At 69.7% G+C, this 16433-nt stretch carries 15 protein-coding genes; 3 read left to right on the top strand and 12 right to left on the bottom strand.

Translation table 11 applies throughout. The annotated features are described in order from the left end of the window. Positions 1-58: 58 nt before the first annotated feature. Positions 59-865 carry a carbon-nitrogen hydrolase family protein gene (locus V1351_RS04645; RefSeq protein ID WP_338751173.1) on the bottom strand — a complete coding sequence of 269 codons (807 nt, stop codon included), beginning with the start codon at positions 863-865 and terminating at the stop codon, positions 59-61. A 22-nt stretch (positions 866-887) separates the two neighbouring features. On the opposite strand from V1351_RS04645, the gene V1351_RS04640 reads away from it, so the two are divergent. Then, positions 888-1331 carry an HIT family protein gene (locus V1351_RS04640; RefSeq protein WP_338751171.1) on the top strand — a complete coding sequence of 148 codons (444 nt, stop codon included), beginning with the start codon at positions 888-890 and terminating at the stop codon, positions 1329-1331. A gap of 85 nt (positions 1332-1416) precedes the next feature. Then, positions 1417-1911, top strand: a complete 495-nt coding sequence (tpx, locus tag V1351_RS04635) for a thiol peroxidase (RefSeq protein ID WP_338751169.1) — start codon at positions 1417-1419, stop codon at positions 1909-1911. 34 nt (positions 1912-1945) lie between these two features. Here tpx and V1351_RS04630 read toward each other — a convergent pair whose 3' ends face one another. The 3 genes from V1351_RS04630 to ligA all read right to left on the bottom strand — a co-directional run bounded on the left by V1351_RS04630 (position 1946) and on the right by ligA (position 6427). After that, positions 1946-3673, bottom strand: a complete 1728-nt coding sequence (locus tag V1351_RS04630) for a DEAD/DEAH box helicase (RefSeq protein WP_338751167.1) — start codon at positions 3671-3673, stop codon at positions 1946-1948. Positions 3674-3764: 91 nt separating this feature from the next. Continuing rightward, positions 3765-4238 carry a DUF664 domain-containing protein gene (locus V1351_RS04625; RefSeq protein WP_338751165.1) on the bottom strand — a complete coding sequence of 158 codons (474 nt, stop codon included), beginning with the start codon at positions 4236-4238 and terminating at the stop codon, positions 3765-3767. Next, positions 4235-6427 carry an NAD-dependent DNA ligase LigA gene (gene ligA, locus V1351_RS04620; protein ID WP_338751163.1) on the bottom strand — a complete coding sequence of 731 codons (2193 nt, stop codon included), beginning with the start codon at positions 6425-6427 and terminating at the stop codon, positions 4235-4237. Before ligA ends, V1351_RS04625 begins: the two co-directional genes overlap by 4 nt. Positions 6428-6540: 113 nt before the next feature. Here ligA and V1351_RS04615 point away from each other — a divergent pair, with 113 nt between their 5' ends. Continuing rightward, positions 6541-8040: a long-chain-fatty-acid--CoA ligase gene (locus V1351_RS04615; RefSeq protein ID WP_338751161.1), complete on the top strand. Its 1500-nt coding sequence runs from the start codon at positions 6541-6543 to the stop codon at positions 8038-8040. 121 nt (positions 8041-8161) lie between these two features. Here the strand turns inward: V1351_RS04615 and V1351_RS04610 are convergent, their stop codons facing one another. Genes V1351_RS04610 through V1351_RS04575 form a run of 8 tightly spaced genes read right to left on the bottom strand, consistent with a single transcriptional unit; the run spans position 8162 to position 16267 of the window. Beyond that, positions 8162-9532, bottom strand: a complete 1371-nt coding sequence (locus V1351_RS04610) for an acetyl-CoA carboxylase biotin carboxylase subunit (protein ID WP_338751159.1) — start codon at positions 9530-9532, stop codon at positions 8162-8164. Beyond that, positions 9529-9762, bottom strand: a complete 234-nt coding sequence (locus V1351_RS04605; protein WP_338751157.1) for an acetyl-CoA carboxylase — start codon at positions 9760-9762, stop codon at positions 9529-9531. Before V1351_RS04605 ends, V1351_RS04610 begins: the two co-directional genes overlap by 4 nt. Before the next feature lie 45 nt (positions 9763-9807). Then, a complete protein-coding gene (locus V1351_RS04600) occupies positions 9808-10782 on the bottom strand; it encodes a biotin-dependent carboxyltransferase family protein (protein ID WP_338751155.1) in 975 nt (324 codons plus the stop codon). After that, positions 10779-11678 carry a 5-oxoprolinase subunit B family protein gene (locus V1351_RS04595; protein ID WP_338751153.1) on the bottom strand — a complete coding sequence of 300 codons (900 nt, stop codon included), beginning with the start codon at positions 11676-11678 and terminating at the stop codon, positions 10779-10781. Before V1351_RS04595 ends, V1351_RS04600 begins: the two co-directional genes overlap by 4 nt. Further along, entirely contained in the window at positions 11675-12457 is a 783-nt protein-coding gene (locus tag V1351_RS04590) for a LamB/YcsF family protein (RefSeq protein ID WP_338751151.1), read from the bottom strand. Before V1351_RS04590 ends, V1351_RS04595 begins: the two co-directional genes overlap by 4 nt. Positions 12458-12498: 41 nt before the next feature. Continuing rightward, positions 12499-13356: an FAD binding domain-containing protein gene (locus V1351_RS04585; protein WP_338751149.1), complete on the bottom strand. Its 858-nt coding sequence runs from the start codon at positions 13354-13356 to the stop codon at positions 12499-12501. Further along, on the bottom strand, positions 13353-15785 hold the full coding sequence (locus V1351_RS04580) for a xanthine dehydrogenase family protein molybdopterin-binding subunit (RefSeq protein WP_338751147.1): 2433 nt from the start codon (positions 15783-15785) through the stop codon (positions 13353-13355). The genes V1351_RS04585 and V1351_RS04580 overlap by 4 nt, the downstream gene beginning before the upstream one ends. After that, on the bottom strand, positions 15782-16267 hold the full coding sequence (locus tag V1351_RS04575; protein ID WP_338751145.1) for a (2Fe-2S)-binding protein: 486 nt from the start codon (positions 16265-16267) through the stop codon (positions 15782-15784). Before V1351_RS04575 ends, V1351_RS04580 begins: the two co-directional genes overlap by 4 nt. Positions 16268-16433 lie beyond the last annotated feature (166 nt).

The raw sequence follows: 16433 nt of genomic DNA, 5'->3' as shown, positions 1-16433 counted from the left end.
CGGGCGCGGTGGCCCGCTCAGACCCCATGAAGACCCCGGCAACCACCGCGCCTACATATCAGAGCACGGGGACGAGGGCCCGGGTGCGCTCCACTGTGGCGCGGTCGATGTCGGCGACGAGCACGTCCTCTCCCCCGCCGAGCCGGGCGCGCACCTCGCCGGTCGGGTCGGCCAGGACCGAGCGGCCGATACCGAGGGGCCCGTTGACCGCATCCTTCGTCCAGGCCTGCCCGACGGCGAGCAGCCAGGCCTGGGCGTCGTGGGCCCGGGCTCGGGTGAGCAGGTCCCACTGCGACGCCTTGCCGGGGCCATCGCCCCACGAGGCGGGCAGGACGACGAGCTCGGCGCCACGGCGGCCCAGCTGGGTGAACTGCTCACCGAAGCGCACGTCGTAGCAGGTCGAGAGGCCGACGGTCCATCCGTCGACCTCGACGGTGACGACCTCGTCGCCGGGCGCGACGGAGTCGGACTCCGTGGTGCCGAAGGCGTCGTACAGATGGATCTTGCGGTAGGCGGTCTCGCTCGTCCCGGGCCCGGTGACGAGCAGGGTGTTGTGCACCCGGCTGCGGTCCCTCCCGTCGTGCGTGGTGATCGCGTCCGCAGGGGTGAACATCCCGACGACCACGGTGACGTCGTGCTCGACCGCGAGCGCGCGCACCCCGTCCGCGAAGCGCCCGTCGAGGGGCTCGGCGACGGTGTCGAGGCGGCCGGCGAAGGACGCCATCGCTGCCTCGGGATGCACCACGAGGCGGGCACCTCGCTCGGCTGCGCGGGCGGTCAGGTCAGCGATCGTGCGGAGGTTCTCGCCCGGGTCCCCGGTGGCGGTGAACTGCGCACCGGCGAGGCGAAGGGAGTCGGGTGCCATACCTCCACCCTAGGCTTGGGACATGACGACTCTCTTCACCAAGATCATCACCGGCGAGATCCCCGGACGCTTCGTCTGGTCGGACGAGACCTGCGTGGCCTTCCTGACCATCGACCCGATGCAAGACGGGCACACGATGGTCGTCTCCCGCGAGGAGATCGATCGGTGGACCGACGCCGACACCGCGACCTGGGCGCACCTGCAGCACGTGGCTCAGATCATCGGCCGGGCCCAGCAGGCCGAGTGGGACGCCCCGCGGGTCGGGATGATGGTGGAGGGATTCGAGGTGCCGCACCTGCACGTGCACCTGTGGCCGGCCTATTCGCACGAGGACTTCGACCCGCGCAAGGTGATGACCGATCTGCCGGACGAGCGCTTCGAGGCGGCCGCCGAGCGGTTGCGCTCCCGGCTGCGTACCGACGGGCACGCGGCGAACGTGCCCGGGCCGGGGCCGCTGCCCGCCTGATGCTCGGCCGGCCGCGCCGGTCGGACGTGGGGCCGGATGGCGGGCGGGTGCAGACAGCGCGCCGCTGAACGTGTAGGCATGGGGTATGGCTACCACTGCATTCAAGGGCAACCCCGTCAAGACCGTCGGCGAGCTGCCGGCCTCCGGCGCCAGCGCTCCGGCCTTCGATCTCGTCGGCGACGGCCTCTCCGCGCTGACGAGCGCCGACCTGTCCGGCCGCGTCGTCCTGAACATCTTCCCGAGCATCGACACCGGTGTCTGCGCGACGAGCGTGCGCAAGTTCAACGAGCTCGCCGCGAGCCTCGACAACACGACCGTCGTCAACGTCTCGAAGGACCTTCCCTTCGCGCAGGCGCGGTTCTGCGGCGCAGAGGGCATCGAGGACGTCAAGGTCGGCTCGGCCTTCCGCTCCGCCTTCGGTGAGGACTACGGCGTGACGATGGCCGATGGCCCGATGGCGGGGCTGCTCGCCCGCTCGGTCGTCGTCCTCGACGCAGACGGCACGGTCATCCACACCGAGATGGTCCCCGAGATCACCCAGGAGCCGGACTACGACGCCGCGGTCAAGGCGCTCGGCTGACCGGGCTGCACGCGGCCGGAGCACCAGATCACACTCAGGCGCGTCCACCCTTGCGATGTGGCTTCTTCGCGGAGCCACCGCCACGGCCCCGGTCCTGGCGCAGCTCGATGAGCTGACCGGAGATCCGGGTGCGACGCAGCTTGTCCTCCGTCCCGGGAGGCAGCGTCGCGGGCAGCTCCACGAGTGAGTGATCGGCACGGATGTCGATGTGGCCGAAGTCCTGACGGCCCAGACCGCCCTCGTTGGCCAGGGCGCCGACGATCTGGCGTGGTTCGACCTTCTGCCGTCGTCCGACGGCGATCCGGTAGGTGGCCATCGGCCCCGATGCACCACGCTGGGCGCCCTTGTCCCCCTTCGTCCGGCCGGGGCGGTCCCCTCGGCCACGGTCGTCACGCTCGCGACGCGGTGGCCGCACCGGCTCCGGGTCGAGGAGCATCGGCTCATCACCTTGCAGGACGATCGCCAGGGCCGCGGCGACGTCCAGCTCCGGCACGTCGTGCTCGCGCACGTAGTGGGCGACGACGTCCCTGAAGGAGGCCAGGTCGTCGGTGGCCAGCGCCGCCGTGATCCGGTCGTCGAGCCGGCTCAGCCGGGTGGCATTGATGTCCTCGACGCTGGGCAGCGGCATCTCGGTCAGCCGTGTGCGCGTGGCCTTCTCGATCGACTTCAGCAGGTGGCGCTCGCGCGGCGTGACGAAGGAGATCGCATCGCCCGAGCGCCCGGCACGACCGGTGCGCCCGATGCGGTGCACGTAGGACCCCGTGTCGGTCGGGATGTCGTAGTTGACGACGTGACTGATCCTCTCGACGTCGAGCCCGCGGGCGGCGACATCGGTGGCGACGAGGATGTCGAGCTTCCCCGACTTCAGCTGGGCGACGGTGCGCTCGCGCTGCGCCTGGGCGACGTCGCCGTTGATGGCTGCGGCGGAGAACCCCCGGGCACGCAGCTTCTCGGCGAGCGTCTCGGTCTCGTTCTTGGTCCGGACGAAGACGATCATCCCCTCGAAGTTCTCGACCTCGAGGATCCGCGTCAGGGCGTCGACCTTCTGCGGGTAGGAGACGATGAGGTAGCGCTGGGTGATGTCGGGCGCCGTGGCCGAGGTGCGTTCGACCGTGATCTCGAGCGCGTCGGTCAGGTACTTCTTGGAGATGCGCCGGATCTGCGTGGGCATCGTCGCGGAGAACAGCGCGACGTGCTTCTCCTGCGGGGTCTCTGCCAGGATCGTCTCGACGTCCTCGGCGAAGCCCATCTTGAGCATCTCGTCGGCCTCGTCCAGCACGAGGAAGCGCAGGTCCGACAGGTCGAGCGTGCCCTTCTCGAGGTGGTCCATGATGCGACCGGGGGTACCGACGACGATGTGCACACCACGGCGGAGCGCACTGAGCTGCACGCCGTAGCCCTGACCGCCGTACACCGGCAGGACGCGCACGCCGGGGATGCGCGAGGCGTACTTCTCGATCGCTTCGCACACCTGCAGCGCGAGCTCACGGGTCGGAGCCAGGACGAGCGCCTGGGGCGACTTCTGCTTCGGGTCGAGCCGGCTGAGGATCGGCAGGGCGAAGGCCGCGGTCTTGCCCGTGCCCGTCTGCGCCAGCCCGACGACGTGACGCCCCTCGAGCAGCGCGGGGATCGTCGCCGCCTGGATCGGGGACGGCGTCTCGTAGCCGATGTCCTTCAGGGCGCGCACGACCCGGTCGTCGAGACCGAGGTCGGCGAAGGACTGCAGGTCGGGCTCCGGGCTGGTCACGCTGTCGTCACTCACAACCCGACCGTAGTCGTCGGTACCCCGCCACCGCGAGTGACCCGCGGGAGAGGTCCGGCAGGGCGGTGCGAGTCCGCCGGAGCGAAGGGGGTCAGCTGCCCGTGAGCAGGTCGACGGTGAGGTCGACGTGGCCGAGGTGCTGGAAGAGCTCCTCGATGACGTGCAGCACGACGAATCCCTGGGTGATGACGTCCGGCTCCCCCTCGTACCGCTCGGTGGGGCCGCGCGGCACCTCCCCCGCGTCGAAGTCCGCGAGGTCCGCCCGCCACCGGCGCAGCTGCGCGGACACCCGCTCCTCCAGCTGGTCGATCGTGCCGGTGGCGGTGAACTCCGAGGCACGGTCACGGTTGGTCTCACGCCCGGCGATGACCTCGCCGCCCCAGTGCTCCAGCACCCCGCAGCAATGCGTGATGATCGCGAAGACGCTGTTGGCGCCCTCGAGGTCGGGCTGGCGGGAGAGCAGCTCCTCGCCGCCGTCGACGAGCTCGTCTGCCTTCGCGAGCAGTCGCACCAGCGCCGTCTCGACGTACCACTGTGCCGTCGCCCGATCGATGCCCTCGCTCACGCGTCGTCGTCGCCGTCGTCGTCCCCGTCGAAGCCGACCACGGTCCCCGTCTCGAGCAGCTCGACGAACTGCTCCTCGGTGAGGATGGGTCGGCCGAGGTCACGGGCCTTGGCCTCCTTCGTCCCGGCGTTGTCCCCGACGACGACCCAGTCGGTCTTCTTGCTCACCGATCCCGAGGCCCTGCCGCCGCGCTCGAGGATGGCCTCCTTGGCCGAGTCGCGGCTGAACTCCTCCAGCGAGCCGGTCACGACGACGGTCACCCCGGCCAGGGTCTGCGCGATCGACTCGTCCCGCTCGTCCTCCATGCGCACTCCGTCGGCAGCCCACCGATCGACGATCTGGCGGTGCCACTCGTGGTCCTCGCCGTCGAACCACTCGCGCACGGCGGCCGCGATCGTCGGGCCGACCCCCTCGACGTCGGCGAGCTGTTCCTCGGTGGCCGTGCGGATCGCCGCGATCGACCCGAAGTGCTGCGCCAACGCCCGTGCCGCGGTCGGACCGACGTGCCGGATGGACAGCGCGACGAGCACCCGCCACAGCGGCTGCTCCTTGGCCTCGCGCAGGTGGTCGATGAGCTTGCGGCCGTTCTCGGAGAGCACCTGCCCGTCGCGCACCGCCTCCTCCGGGTCCCCCTTCTTGGCCTTGCGACGGTAGAGCGGCACCCGGAAGACGTCCTGGGCCGTCAGCGAGAAGAGGGTCGACTCGTCGGTGAGCACGCCGGCGTCGAGCAGCCCGACGACGCCCTCCCACCCGAGAACCTCGATGTCGAACGCCCCACGCCCGGCCAACGAGGAGAGCCGTTCGCGCAGCTGGCTGGGACAGGTGCGCGCGTTGGGGCAGCGAAGGTCCTTGTCACCCTCCTTCTGCTGGCCGAGCACCGTGCCGCAGGAGGGGCAGTGCGTCGGCATCTGAAATTCTGTACGAGCGACACCGTCGGTGTCACGCAGCTCGACCACCGGGCCGAGGATCTCGGGGATGACGTCGCCGGCCTTGCGCAGCACCACCGTGTCACCGATCAGCACGCCCTTGCGCTTGACTTCATGGGCGTTGTGCAGGGTCGCCAGGGAGACCGTGGACCCGGCCACGGTCACCGGCTCCATCACCCCGAAGGGGGTCACCCGCCCCGTGCGCCCGACGTTGACCTGGATGTCGAGCAAGGTGGTGTTGACCTCCTCGGGCGGGTACTTCCAGGCGATGGCCCACCGAGGGGCGCGCGAGGTGGTGCCCAGTCGGCGCTGCACCGCGATCTCGTCGACCTTGACGACGACACCGTCGATCTCGTGGTCGTAGTCGTGACGCTGCTCCTCCACCTGCGAGATGAAGCGACGAACCTCGGTCATCGAGTCGAAGACCTCGTAGTGCGGCGAGGTCGGCAGCCCCCACGCGGCCATGAGCTCGTAGGCATGGCTCTGGCTGTCGACGTCGAAGCCCTCGCGACGCCCCATCCCGTGCACGAGCATGCGCAGCGGCCGACGGGCGGTGACGCGGGGGTCCTTCTGCCGCAACGACCCAGCAGCAGAGTTGCGCGGGTTGGCGAAGGGGGCCCGGCCCGACTCGACCAGCCCGGCGTTGAGCTCGGCGAAGTCCTCGAGCCGGAAGAAGACCTCCCCGCGGACCTCGACGAGATCGGGCACGGGGTGCTCGCTGTCGTCGAGCCGGGTGGGGATCCCCTCCACGGTGCGCACATTCATCGTGATGTCCTCGCCGGTGCGACCGTCGCCCCGCGTCAGCGCGCGGGTGAGCCTCCCCCCTTCGTACAGCAGGTTGACGGCGAGGCCGTCGATCTTCAGCTCGCACAGGTAGTGGAACCCGGTGACCTCGCGCTCCACGCGCGCGGCCCAGTCGACGAGCTCGTCACCGTCGAAGGCGTTGTCCAACGAGAGCATCCGCTCGAGGTGGTCGACGGCGGTGAACTCGGTGGAGAAGACCGCTCCTCCGACGGTCTGGGTGGGCGACTGCGGGGTGCGAAGGGAGGGGTGCGTCGCCTCGATCTCCTGCAACCGTCGGATGAGCCCGTCGTAGGCGCCGTCGCTGATCGTCGGAGCGTCCTTGCCGTGGTAGGCGAACTGCGCGGTCATGGCCTGCTCGGCCAGCTCCGCCCACTCCGCGCGGACCTGCTCGGGCACGTCGGCGGGGGTCTCCGGCTCCACCCGGCCTGCGGACTCGTCGGTCTCGGGGATCTCAGTCACACTCCCATCCTGCCGCAGGCCACCGACAGGATCACCCGGCCGGACCCCCCTTCCGCCCGACGCCGATCACGGTGTTGGATGGCACCACCCCACCGGCTACCCAGGAGTTATCCATGACCAACTTGGCCAGCAACCTCGTTGCGACCGCCCAGACCCACCCCGACAAGGTGGCGATCAAGCTCGACGACGCGGAGCTGACCTGGCAGCAGCTGCACGGCATGGCTGCCAAGACCGCCGGCGCCCTGCGCGCCGCTGGTCTGGAGCCGGGCGACCGCGTCGCACTGATCCTGCCGAACATCCCCGCCTTCCCGGTGCTCTTCTACGGCACCCTGCTGGCCGGCGGGACCGTCGTGCCGATGAACCCGCTGCTGAAGGCCCAGGAGGTCGAGTACTTCTTCACCGACTCCGGTGCGACGTTCGCCTTCGCCTGGGGTGACTTCCTCGCGGAGGCTCAGGGCGGTGCGCAGGGCACCTCGACGAAGGTCATCGCCTCCGGTCCGGTCGGCCCGAGCGAGGAGGACCTGCCGTCCGGGGAGCCGGTCGCCACGCCGGTCGAGCGCGACGACGAGGAGACCGCGGTCATCCTCTACACCTCCGGTACCACCGGCCGGCCGAAGGGGGCGGAGCTGACCCACCGCAATCTCGACCTGAACGCCAAGCGCTCGGCCGAGGACATCATCCGGATCGCGGTCGATGACGTCGTCATGGGGTGCCTGCCCCTCTTCCACGTCTTCGGCCTGACCTGCGGACTCAACGCCTCGGTGCGCACCGGCGCCACGCTCACCCTCCTCCCCCGCTTCGAGCCGGGCAAGGCGCTGGAGATCATCGAGCGCGACAAGGTCACGATCTTCGAGGGCGTGCCGACGATGTACGGCGCGATGCTGCACCACCCCGCGGCGGACTCCACCGACACCACGAGTCTGCGCACCTGCGTCAGCGGCGGCTCGTCACTGCCGGAGCAGACCCTCACCGAGTTCGAGTCGAGGTTCAAGGTGCGCCTGCTCGAGGGGTACGGCTTGTCCGAGACCTCCCCGGTCGCCTCCTTCAACATGCTCGACCGGCCGAGCAAGCCCGGCACCATCGGTCGGGCGATCCCCGGCTGCGAGATCAGGCTGATCGGCGAGCAGGGCGAGCAGGTCGGCCCGGGCGAGGGCGTCGGCGAGATCGCCATCCGCGGCGACAACCTCATGAAGGGGTACTGGAACAAGCCCGAGGAGACGGCGACGGCCATCCCGGACGGCTGGTTCCGCACCGGTGACATCGCCAGCGTCGACGAGGACGGCTACTACACGATCGTCGACCGCAAGAAGGACGTGATCATCCGCGGTGGCATGAACGTCTACCCGCGGGAGGTCGAGGAGGTGCTCTACACCCACCCGGACGTGCTGGAGTGCGCCGTCATCGGCGTCCCCGACCACGAGCTCGGTGAGGACGTCGGCGCTGCCGTCTCGCTGCGCGAGGGCGCCTCGGGTGACGTCGACGCGATCCGGTCCTACGTCAAGGACCGGATCGCGGCCTACAAGTACCCGCGCACCGTCTGGGTCCTCGACGACATCCCCAAGGGCCCGACGGGCAAGATCCTCAAGCGCGAGATCCAGGCTCCAAGCGCCTGATCTCCGCTCGTCCCCCACGAAGTGCTGCAGGCTCGGTTTCGTTGAGCCTGCAGCACTTCGTGGTGCTGCTGGCTCAACGAGGTGCTGCCTGCAGCAGTTCGTACTCCGGGCGAAGGGAGGCTCAGCCCTCCGCAGACCGGTCCGACGCGGTCGATCGCTCCTCGAACCACGTCGTCGTGACGCCCCCTGCGCGGAACTCCTCGTCCGCGACGAGCGACAGGTGCAGGTCACGGGTGGTGACCACTCCGTCGACGGTGAGCTCGGTCAGCGCCTGCGTGGCCCGAGCCAGCGCCTCCTCCCGGTCGCGCCCGTGGACGACCACCTTGGCCACCAGGGAGTCGTAGTACGGCACGATCCGACCACCGGAGACGAAGCCGGAGTCCACTCGGACCCCGGGCCCGTTCGGCGGGTCGAAGCGGGTCAGCTCCCCCGGTGACGGGAAGAAGTCCTGCTGCGGGTCCTCGGCGTTGATCCGGAACTCGAGGGCGACGCCCTGCAGGGTGATCTCGCCCTGGGACACCGACAGCGGCTCGCCGGCGGCCACCCGCAGCTGTTCGACGACCAGGTCGGTGCCGGTGACCATCTCGGTGATCGGGTGCTCGACCTGGATCCGGGTGTTCATCTCGATGAAGTAGAACCGCTCGCCCTCGACGAGGAACTCCACGGTCCCTGCGCCCTGGTACCCGACCTCCGCGGCCAGGCGGACCGCCGCGCCGGTGATCTCGTCCCGCAGCGTCGTGGACAGCCCCGGTGCGGGCGCTTCCTCGAGCAACTTCTGCCGACGCCGCTGGACCGAGCAGTCCCGCTCGAAGAAGTGGACGACGTTGCCGTGCGTGTCACCCACGACCTGGACCTCGATGTGGCGGGCGCCCTCGATGGACCGTTCGAGGTAGAGCGAGCCGTCGCCGAAGGCCGCACTGGCCTCGGCCTGCGCGGTCGAGACCGCGCCCTCGAGCTCGTCGTCGGCCCGCACCACGCGGATGCCTCGGCCCCCGCCACCGGCAGCCGCCTTGATCAGGAGCGGGTAGCCGATGTCGGCAGCGGCGGCACGAGCTCCGGCCGGGTCGGCGACGACTCCCGAACCGGGGACGACGGGGACACCGGCCTCCTCGGCGGTCCGTCGCGCGGAGGCCTTGTCGCCCATCGACTCGATCACCTCGGCCGACGGTCCCACGAAGACCAGACCTGCCTCCCTGACGCGTCGCGCGAACTCCGGCCGCTCGGCGAGGAACCCGTACCCGGGGTGCACGTGCGTGCACCCGGAGTCCAGGGCCGCCTGCACGACCGCGTCGATGTCGAGGTAGGAACGCCGGGCTGGCGAGGGACCGATGTGGCGGGCCTCGTCGGCGAGCGCCACCCAACGTGAGCCGGCGTCGGCATCGGAGTGCACCGCGACCGCCTCCCAGCCGCAGGAGTGCGCCGCCCGGATGACACGGACGGCGATCTCCCCACGGTTGGCGACCAGGACGCGCCGGGTGGGTGCAGCGCTCATTCCAGGACCGCCACGTCCTGCCCGACGGACACTTCCGACTCGTCGTCCACGAGGAACTCCGTGACGGTCCCGGCTGCCGTTGCCTTCAGCTCGGTGAAGTTCTTCATCACCTCGATCAGCCCGATCGTCTGTCCTTCGGTGATCTGGTCGCCCTCACTGACGTAGGTGTCCTGGTCCGGGGACGGTCGACGGTAGAACACACCGGGGAGCGGGGAGGGGATCGTGGGCATCGTGCTTCCTTTCGACGAGGTCTGCGTGGTTGCTAGCGAGGGGTCTCAGGTCAGTGCCGAACGGATCCGGTCCAACCGTCGGTTGTTCTCGGCGCGCGCGGCCAGCGCCTCGTCGATGCCGACGTCCCGGAACCGGATCGTGTCGCCCGTCTTGGCCTGTCCGAACAGGTCCCGATCGACCGAGATGACCGTGGCGATCGTGACGTAACCACCGCCGGTGACCGCGTCGCCGAGGAGGACGATCGGCTCGTCCCCACCCGGCACCTGGATCGATCCCAACGGATAGCCGAGGTCGACCACGTTCGCCGGGTCGCTGCCCGCCCCGAACGGTTGCTCACGCTCGACGAAGTCGAGCGTGCCGCCACGCAGTCGGTACCCGACCCTGTCCGCATCCTTGGTGATCCGCCACGGGGTGCTCAGGAAGGACTCGATCGCCGTCTGCGTGAGCCGGTAGGAGCACAACCCGACGACGGCCCTGACCTCGACGTCGGACGGGAAGTGCGGCACCAGGTCCTCGGGGACCACGGTGCCCACCGCCCCACCCCGGCCCTCCCCCAGCGGGAGCACGTCACCCTCGGTCAGGGTGCGCCCTTCGTGGCCCCCCAGCCCGATCAACGTGTACGTCGACCGCGACCCCAGGTACTCGGGCACGGCGATACCGCCGGACACGGCGATGTACGGACGCGCGCCGCTCGTGATCATCCCGAACGCCAGCACGTCGCCGCTTCGGACCGTCGTGCTCGACCACATCGGGATGGGCTCACCGTTGAGCGTCACGGCGGCGTCCCCGCCGGTCACGGCAACGACCCGGTCGTCGGTGAACTCCAGCGCGGGTCCGATGTAGGTGGCCTCCAGGGCGGCGGCACCCTCGGGGTTGCCCACGAGGAGATTGGCGACGCGGAAGGAGAACTGGTCCATCGCACCGGAGGGCGGCATCCCGATGGCGTACCGGCCCGTGCGGCCGAGGTCCTGGACGGTCGTCGACAGCCCACCCGACACCACTCTCACCTGCGCACTCATCGGTACAGCACCTCCAGCAGGCCGTCGTTGACTCCCTGGGGATCCTCGAGGAAGGCAGCCGGCGAGAACTCGACGTCATGCTGGCGATACCGGAAGGTGCCTGCCTCCACCTCCTTGCGGGTGTCGTCGAACTCCGTGCGGTCCACCGATCGGTACCGCAGGATGTCGCCCGCCCGCGGGAAGACGATGGAGTGGTCGAAGTCCGGGTGGTCCTGTCGCACATTGAGCACCGGCGTGGCCGACATCCCGTACAGCTGGTACCCACCCGCGCCCTGGACCGGGTAGACCACCGAGAAGGCACCTCCGATCCCGAAGGCCCGCTCCGGGGTGAAGGTGCGCGGTCGCACGTACTTGGGGACCTGCACCTGCCGTTCCCTCGGCTCGAGCTGGTAGCAGAACGGCAGACCGGGCACGAAGCCGAGCATGGTGACGATCCAGGGGTTCCCGGCCAGGTGCTCGATGAAGGAGTCGACGGCGTCGAAGCCGTTGGTCCGGGCGCCGTACTCCAGGTCGGTCGACTCCGGGTCCTGGTGCCGGTCGCGAAAACGCATCATCGCCTCGTGCGTCCACGGGTCGTTGTAGAGCACGGGCACGTCCACGACCCGGGTCTGCAGCGTGAAGCCCTCGGGCACGTCCTGGAAGCGCCCCTCCAGATCCTTCAGCAACCCCATGAGATCCACCGGGGGGACGACATCGGGGTCGAACCGCACGAGGTAGGAGGCATTGGAGGGACAGATGTCGACGAGACCCGACATCTGCCTCCGCTCGAGCTCCTGGGTGATGAGCATGGCCTTGATGTTGGCCTCCATGCTCATCTCCTCGGCGATCTCGACGAAGATGAACTCGTCTCCGCCGTGCTCGTAGCGGGCGGGAGGCAGCTGCACCGCTTGACTCATGAACCCTCCTGGTCGATGTGGTGGAGGGACCGGATCGTCCACCCCGTGCTGGTCATGCGGTCGACGACGGCGCGGGCGTTGTCCACGGCCCCGGGCCGGTCCGAGTGCAGGCAGATCGTGTCCGCCCGGATCGAGGACTCGACGCCGTTGACCGACCGGATTCGCCCGTCGAGGATGTCGGCGACCTGGTCGGCGCACCACTGGGGGTCGCGACGCTGGTTCTTCGGGTCGATGATGATGTGGCCGTCGTCCGTGTACTCCAGGTCGGCGAAGGCCTCGGCCGCCACCTTGTGGCCACGGTTGCGCTGACGCTCTGCACAGTGCCCGGCCTCCAGCACGATGAAGAGGGACGCATCAACCTCGGCGACGGCGTCGGACACGGCATCGGCTGCGTCGTCGTCCTTCATCAGCAGCCCGTACAGGCTGCCGTGGGGTTTGACGTGGCGAAGGGGGACACCCGCGTGGTCGGCAAAGGCCCGCAGGGCACCGGTCTGGTACAGCACGGCCTGCGCTGCTTCGGTCGGCGTGAACGCCATGGCCCGGCGCCCGAAGCCGGTGAGGTCCGGGAAGCCCGGGTGCGCTCCCAACCCGATGTCGTGCTCCTTGGCGAGCGCGACGGAGGTGGCCATGGTCGCCGGGTCCCCGGCGTGCCACCCGCAGGCGACGTTGATCGAGGAGATCATCGGCGCCAGGGACTCATCGGCACCCAGGGCCCATCGACCGAAACTCTCACCGCCGTCCGCATTGAGATCGATCAACTGCGACGTACCAGCGCTCATTCACAGACCTCCTGTCCTTCGGCTCTTCGGACGGCTGCTGCTCATCCGCCCACCCCGGCAGCTGCCGTGACGGCCCTGCCGGAGAGGACGCCGGCGAGGTGACGGCGGTACTCGGCCGTACCCGCTGGGTCGACCGCCGGCGACGTTCCCTCACCGGCGCGCGCCGCGGCCTCGTGCAGCGACTGCGCCTCGAGCGAGGCACCGGTCAGTGCTGCCTCGGCAGCCTCCGCCCGCAGCGGGGTCTGCCCCATGTTGGCCATCCCGAGGCGCACCCGGGCGATGACGCCGTCCTCGACCCGGACAGCGGCCGCCACGGCGACGATGGCCCACGACTGGGCCACGTGGGAGAACTTCTCGTACCGCATCCCCCACCCGGTGTGCTTGGGCAGCCGGATCGCGGTCACGACCTCCCCTTCGTCCAGAGCGGTGGTGAAGGGGCCGCGGAAGAACTCGGCCGCCGGCACGGTCCGCGCACCGGTGGGCCCGCTGACCTCGATCACCCCGTCGAGGGCGAGCACGGCGGGGGCGATGTCACCGGCCGGGTCGGCGTGGGCCAGCGCTCCACCGGTGGTTCCCCGGTACCTGATCTGCGGGTCACCGACGCGGGCAGCCGCCTGACCCAGCACCCCGGCATGCTCCGCGACGAGCGCGTCGTGCGCCACGGCGTGGTGCGTGGTCATGGCGCCGATGACGAGGTGATCGCCATCCTCGCGCACCTGCTGCAGCTCGGGCACCCGACGAAGGTCGACGAGCAGTCCCGGGTCGGCCATACGCATCCGCAGCACGGGCATCAGCGACTGGCCACCACCCATGATCGTGGCGTCGTCGCTGTCGGCCAGGGCCCGCAGCACGTCCTCGACGCTGGTGGGTGCGGTGTAGTCGAACTCCACGGGCCTCATGCCGTCACCGCTCCCTCGGTCGTGCGTGCGGATGCCTCGTGGATCGCGGTCCACACCTTCACCGGCGTACACGGCATCGTGATGTCGGTGACCCCGAGCGGCCGCAGCGCATCCAGGACCGCGTTGACGATCGCCGGGGGTGCTGCCGTGGCACCCGTCTCGCCGACCGCCTTGACGCCCAGCGTGTTGGTGGTCGCCTCGGTCACCGTGGTCCCCGTGCGATAGCGCAGGACGTCGGGAGCGGCAGGGACGAGGTAGTCGGCCAGCGTGCCGCTGGTCAGCTGCCCCTCCTGGGAGTACTGGATCTCCTCGTACAGCGCTTGCGCGATGCCCTGGGTCAGCCCACCGTGCACCTGGCCGTCGACGATCATCGGGTTGACCAGGACACCCACGTCCTGGACGCAGACGTAGTCGCGGACCGTCACGCGTCCGGTCTGCGTGTCGACCTCGACCGCCGCCAGGTGGGTCCCCGTCGGGTAGGAGAAGTTCTCCGGGTCGAACGTGAAGTCCGCATCCAGATTCGGCTCCAGCCCCTCGGGAAGGTCGTGCGCGAGCCAGGTGCTGAGCATGACCTCCTGGATCGTCACCCCGCTGGCCGTGCCCCTGACCGAGAATCTCCCACCCACGAACTCGAGGTCGTCGGTGCTCGCCTCGAGCAGGTGGGCGGCGATCGGCCTCGCCTTCTCCACGACCTTGCGAGCGGCCCCGACGATGGCCATGCCGCCGACCACCAGCGAGCGTGACCCGTACGTGTCCATGCCCTTGTGCGAGGACGCGGTGTCACCGCTGATGAGGACGATGTCGTCGAAGGGGACGCCCAGCTCGTCCGCGACGATCTGGGAGAAGGCGGTGGCATGGCCCTGCCCGTGAGAGGTGGTCCCTGCGACGACCTCGACCTTGCCCGTCGGCAGCATCCGGATGCTCGAGTGCTCCCAGCCGCCCGACCCGTAGTTCAAGCCACCGAGCACACGGCTGGGGGCCAGGCCGGACAGCTCGACGAAGGTGCACACCCCGATGCCGAGCTGGACCGGGTCCCGTGCCTCGCGGCGACGCCGCTGCTCGGCCCGCAGCTCGTCGTAGCCGAACATCTCCAGCGCCTTGTCGGTGGCCTGGTCGTAGTTGCCGGAGTCGTAGGTCAGGCCGGCCGCGGTGGCGTAGGGGAACTCGTCGGGCGTGATCCAGTTGCGTCGCCGCACCTCGATCGGATCCAGGTCCAGCTCGACGGCCAGCTCGTCCATCATCCGCTCGATGCCAAAGGTCGCCTCCGGCTTCCCCGCCCCTCGGTAGGCGTCGGTCATCGTCTTGTTGGTGAAGACGTCGGTGCAGTGGAAGGTGTAGGCCGGGATCCGGTAGATGCCGGTGAACATGAATCCGCCGAGCAGCGGGATCCCCGCCGTGAGGATCCCCAGGTACGCCCCCATGTCCGCGGTGAGGTCCACGTCCAGGGCGGTGATCGTGCCGTCGCGCTTCGCGGCGAGGGTCAGCTCCTGCACCTGGTCGCGGGCGTGGTGCGAGGACTGCATCGACTCGCTGCGGGTCTCGGTGTACTTGCACGGCACCCGCAGACGCCGGGCGATGAGGAGCACGAGGGCCTCCTCACGGGTGAACTGCAGCTTGCCGCCGAATCCCCCGCCGACGTCCGGGGCCACGACCCGCAGCTCGTGCTCCTCGATGGGCTGGCTCATCGCCATGAGGATGCGCACGATGTGCGGGACCTGGGTGGCCGACCACATCGTCACCTGCTCGGCGGTGGGATCGACCACGATCGACCGGGGTTCGATGTATGCGGGCGTGATCCGATTCTGCCGGAGGGTGCGGCGCACGACGACCTGGTCCGGGTCGGACTCGGCCTCTCGGATCGCCGCGGCCGCATCGCCGCCGGTACCGAGCGAGACGGAGTCCAGCCCCCAGGTGGCGCACACGTTCGTGCCGAGGTCCGGGTGGACGAGCGGACTGCCCTCCTGCTTGGCCGCCAACGGGTCGACGACCACCGGCAGTTCGTCGTAGTCGACGTCGATCAGCTCGAGGGCATCCTCCGCAGCCTCCTTGGAGATCGCTGCCACGACGGCCACGATGTCGCCGACGTGCTTGACCGCCCCGACACTCAGCGGGAAGTACGGCGGCGTCTTCATGTCTTCGCTGACGGTCCACGCCGTCGGCATCGCTCCCTGCTCCGGCAGGTCCTCACCGGTCCAGACCCCGACGACGCCGGGGGCCCGGGCCGCCGGCGCGGTGTCCAGGGTCGTGATCGTCGCGTGCGCCACCGGGGACCGCAGCACCGACAGGTGCACCATCCCCGGCAGGGTCATGTCATCGGTCCAGCGGGTGCGACCGGTCAGGGCACGGGCGTCCTCACGGCGCAGGCGCGCACGACCGATCTCGGGCCGCTGCTCGTCCCGGTCCGTGGCGGCATCGGATGTCGCGGTCATCGTCCTGCCTCCTGCTCGCCGGCGGCCTGTGAGTAGGCCATGACCGCCGAGACGATCCCCTGGTACCCGGTGCACCGACACATGTTGCCCTTGAGCCCCTCACGGACCTCGTCCTCGGACGGATCGGGGTTCTCCCGCACGAAGCACACACTGCGCATGAGCATCCCGGGCGTGCAGTAACCGCACTGCAGACCGTGGTGCTCGTGGAAGGCCTGCTGGACCGGGTGCATGGTCCCGTCGGCAGCGGCCAGTCCTTCAACGGTCTCGATCTCGGCGCCGTCCGCCTGCACGGCCAGGACGGAGCAGGACTTGATGCTCTCCCCGTCGACGAGGACGGTGCAGGCACCGCAGTTGCTCGTGTCGCACCCGACCACGGTGCCGGTCTTGCCCAGCGTCTCGCGCAGATGGTGCACCAACAGGGTTCGGGGTTCCACGTCGTGGGTGTAGCTCATGCCATCGACATCGACGGTGATGCGGGCCATCGCGTTTCCTTTGCTGGTCCGGACTGCCACTGTCCGGCCAAGCGTGGCCCAAGTCACCGAAAGTGACAAGGGCCACACGACGACACCGTGGACTCGGCCCTACGAAGTGCTGCTGGCAGCACCTCGTTGAGCCTGCAGCACTTCGTGGTGCTGCTGGCTCAACGAA

The sequence above is a fragment of the Janibacter sp. A1S7 genome (assembly GCF_037198315.1).
Taxonomy (GTDB): domain Bacteria; phylum Actinomycetota; class Actinomycetes; order Actinomycetales; family Dermatophilaceae; genus Janibacter; species Janibacter alittae.
The sequence above is the reverse complement of the archived record's forward strand: the minus strand, read 5'-3'. Positions and strand labels throughout refer to the sequence as shown.

Coding starts and splice junctions, on each gene's coding strand:
- V1351_RS04645 (WP_338751173.1), bottom strand. CDS start 865: ATGGCACCCGACTCCCTTCGCCTCGCCGGTGCGCAGTTCACCGCCACC.
- V1351_RS04640 (WP_338751171.1), top strand. CDS start 888: ATGACGACTCTCTTCACCAAGATCATCACCGGCGAGATCCCCGGACGC.
- tpx (WP_338751169.1), top strand. CDS start 1,417: ATGGCTACCACTGCATTCAAGGGCAACCCCGTCAAGACCGTCGGCGAG.
- V1351_RS04615 (WP_338751161.1), top strand. CDS start 6,541: ATGACCAACTTGGCCAGCAACCTCGTTGCGACCGCCCAGACCCACCCC.
- V1351_RS04610 (WP_338751159.1), bottom strand. CDS start 9,532: ATGAGCGCTGCACCCACCCGGCGCGTCCTGGTCGCCAACCGTGGGGAG.
- V1351_RS04605 (WP_338751157.1), bottom strand. CDS start 9,762: ATGCCCACGATCCCCTCCCCGCTCCCCGGTGTGTTCTACCGTCGACCG.
- V1351_RS04600 (WP_338751155.1), bottom strand. CDS start 10,782: ATGAGTGCGCAGGTGAGAGTGGTGTCGGGTGGGCTGTCGACGACCGTC.
- V1351_RS04595 (WP_338751153.1), bottom strand. CDS start 11,678: ATGAGTCAAGCGGTGCAGCTGCCTCCCGCCCGCTACGAGCACGGCGGA.
- V1351_RS04590 (WP_338751151.1), bottom strand. CDS start 12,457: ATGAGCGCTGGTACGTCGCAGTTGATCGATCTCAATGCGGACGGCGGT.
- V1351_RS04585 (WP_338751149.1), bottom strand. CDS start 13,356: ATGAGGCCCGTGGAGTTCGACTACACCGCACCCACCAGCGTCGAGGAC.
- V1351_RS04580 (WP_338751147.1), bottom strand. CDS start 15,785: ATGACCGCGACATCCGATGCCGCCACGGACCGGGACGAGCAGCGGCCC.
- V1351_RS04575 (WP_338751145.1), bottom strand. CDS start 16,267: ATGGCCCGCATCACCGTCGATGTCGATGGCATGAGCTACACCCACGAC.